Consider the following 3296-nt stretch of genomic DNA (forward strand, 5'->3'; position numbering starts at 1 on the left):
TCTGCAGTTGGTGCTGTGAATCCAGTAGCCAAAGCAGCTGCTAAGAAAGCAGTGGCAGATGAACTAGCTAAGAAAGAAGCAGAAATTGATGCTCGCCAAGATCTAACAGCTGAAGAAAAAGCGAAAGTTAAAGCAGAAGCTCAAGCTCGAGCAGCCGAAGCGAACCAGGCCATTGATGCTCAACCAGATGTAACCACAACACCAGAGGAATCAAGGAAGGTTCAAGGAGCAGTAGATAGTGCTAAGGAACACGGTGTAGCAGCGATTAAAGCTGTGAATCCAGAAACAACAACTAAAGCTGCAGCCAAGAAAGCTATTGATGATAAGCTAGCTGAACAACTAAAAGCCATTGAAAACACACCAGATGCCACGGATGAAGAAAAAGCTGAAGCTGCTGAAAAAGCGACAGCCTTAGCCAAAGAAGCTAAGCAAGCAATTGATATTGCTACAACAGATTCAGAGGTTAAGAAACTTCAAGATGATGCAAATGCTGAAATAGGGAAAGTTTTACCTGTTGTAGAAGATAAACCAAATGCTCGTAAAGCCATTGATGAGCAAACAAAAGCGAAGAAAGAAGAGATTGACGCGCGTACTGACTTATCTCCTAAAGCGAAAGAGAATCTTAAAGATAAAGCAGATCAAATAGCAGCCGAAGCTAAGAAATTAGTAGATGCTGCGAATAAAGAAGCAGATGTTAATAAGATTCAAGACGCGGATAAATCGGCAATTAGAGCAGTTGGGGATATTAACAGACCAATTGATAAAGCGCTAGTTAATGATCCAGCCAACCTAAAAGCTGAGGAAAAAGCTAAAATCTTAGAAGAAGTGAGGAAAGTGAACCCAACAGCCAAAGAGGTTAAATATAACGACGCTGGAAATATTGAAGTTACTACAGCAAATGGTGATAAGGGAATCATTAATCCAACTGATTTGGTGAAAACGTTGGAGAATCTAGATAATGGTAAAGGTGGAAACGATATTAACAAACCACTTGATAAAGTTATCATCAAGGATAAATCGATGTTGACAGAGTCAGAAAAAGCTCAAATTATTGCTGCTGTTAAGTCTGTAAATCCAAATTCTATTGTGCTACTCGATGCAGACGGAACTGTTTCAGTGTCTACACCAGAAGGTCAGACTGCAACGATTCCATCAACTGAGTTAGTGAGAACTAAGGAAGATACAGCTAAATCTGACGCAGGAAATGGTGAAATTGTTAAACCAGCAGATAAAGTGGTTGGTGAACCGACTGATTCAGCTGCACAAGCCAAAGTAGAAGAAAAATTAAGAAAACTCAATCCTGAGGCTAAATCTGTTAAATTTGATGATAAAGGTAACGCTACTGTTACTTTAAATGATGGAACTGTGGCAACAATTCCATGGAAAGATTTATTCAAATCACCGGAAGATGCAACTAAACCAAACGCAGGCAACGACATCGTTAAGCCGGCGGATAAGACGGTTGTAGCGAACTCAGACAAGTTGACAGTTGCAGAGAAGAAAGCTATTGAAGAGAAGGTTAAAGCAGTTAACCCAGGAGCGACTGTAGTAGTGGACGATAAAGGAAATGCCACAGTCACAACACCAGAAGGTAAGACAGCCGTTATTCCAGCAACAGACTTGACGAAGTCAGCAGCAGATGCAGCTAAACCAAATGCAGGCAATGATGTCAATACACCAGCAGCTAAAACTGTAGCAGCGAACCTAGACAAGTTGACAGACGCAGAGAAGAAAGCTATTGAAGAGAAGGTTAAAGCAGTCAACCCAGGCTCAACTGTAGTAGTAGACGATAAGGGTAATGCTACAGTTACAACACCAGAAGGTAAGACAGCGGTCATTCCAGCCACTGATTTAGTGAAAACACAAGATGATATTACTAAAGAAAATGCAGGCAATGATGTCAATACACCAGCAGCTAAAACTGTAGTAGCAGATCCAGATGCCTTAACTCCAGAAGAGAAGAAAGCTATCGAAGAGAAGGTTAAAGCAGTCAACCCAGGTTCAACTGTAGTAGTAGACGACAAAGGTAATGCAACAGTAACTAAAGCTGATGGTACAGTTCTGAATATTCCAGCTTTAGACCTAGTAATCCCAGCTGGAAACCTAGCTGACGAAGCTAAGACTGCTAAAGTGAAAACACCAGCATTCCGTACATTAGTTGGAAACAAAGATAACTTAACGGAAGATGAAAAAGCAGCAGTTAAGAAAGCAATTGAAGCCGTCAATTCAGGAGCGACTGTAGTAGTAGACGATAAAGGTAACGCCACAGTAACACTAGATGGAAATACAGTATCGATTGCAAAAGACCAATTAGTGAAAACAGAAAGTGATGTAACAGCTAAGAATAGCGGAGATAACATCAACCTTGACTTTGAAAAAGAAACAGTAGCAGACTTTACTAACTTAACAGATTCAGAAAAAGAAGCTGCAAAAGCTAAGATTAAAGCAGCAAATGCTGATGTAGTAGATGTTCTCTTTGACAAGGCAGGAAATGCAACTGTTGTAACTAAAGATGGCAAAGTTTTAGCAATTACCGCTGAAGCTATCTTTAAACAAGCTCCTTCAGCTCAAAATAACGGAGCTACTAACACTGAAGCAAAAGTGGATAAAGCTAAGTTAGCAGATGCTATTCGTCAGTTAGAAGGACTAATCATCCAAGAATCAACTAAGCTTGATGCAGAAACTGCAAAAGCAGCGACTGACTTATTGGCAGACGCTAAGAAAGTATTTGCCAATGCAGATGCAACTCAGGCAGATGTGGCTGCAACGGTTAAACGTATCGAAGACTTCCTGGCGAAAGTTTCTCCAGCAACTAATCATGCAAGTCCAGCTAATGACCAAGCTGCTCAAACACCAGCTGTAGTTCCAGCTCAAGCAGCAACAAACGTGCGTACAGTCGCTAAAGAGTTGCCAAATACAGGTACAGCAGATTCTACTGTAGCTATGGTAGCAGCTGCCGCAAGTGCCTTACTTGGTCTTGGTCTTGCAGGTCGTCGTCGTAAAGAAGACGAAGAAGCTTAATTGGTAGATGGTTTGATACTTATCGAATAATAAATCCAATTTTCAAAGCTTAACAAGTACCTCTCATAAGAAAATCTCCTAGCAGGAAAGCCTGCTAGGAGATTTTTGCATTTCAGGAAGTGGACGGCTGGCTTGTAAGCGCGTCATAACAAGGGTAAGCGCGTCATAACAAGGTATCTATCATTCATGGAAGACCTCCTGTATACTATTAGTAAAGTAAAACTATTGGAGGATATTTTAATGCCACAACCTATTGTTCCTGTAGAGATTCCACC

At 41.0% G+C, this 3296-nt stretch carries 1 protein-coding gene; it reads left to right on the forward strand.

All coding sequences use genetic code 11. The features are described 5' to 3' along the window. Window positions 1-3021: DUF1542 domain-containing protein (locus HT669_RS11055; RefSeq protein WP_172933639.1), on the forward strand; the 3021-nt coding region annotated here is incomplete at its 5' end. Window positions 3022-3296: the final 275 nt, after the last annotated feature.

Source organism: Streptococcus sp. 2100, assembly GCF_013276335.1.
Classification (GTDB): domain Bacteria; phylum Bacillota; class Bacilli; order Lactobacillales; family Streptococcaceae; genus Streptococcus; species Streptococcus pseudopneumoniae.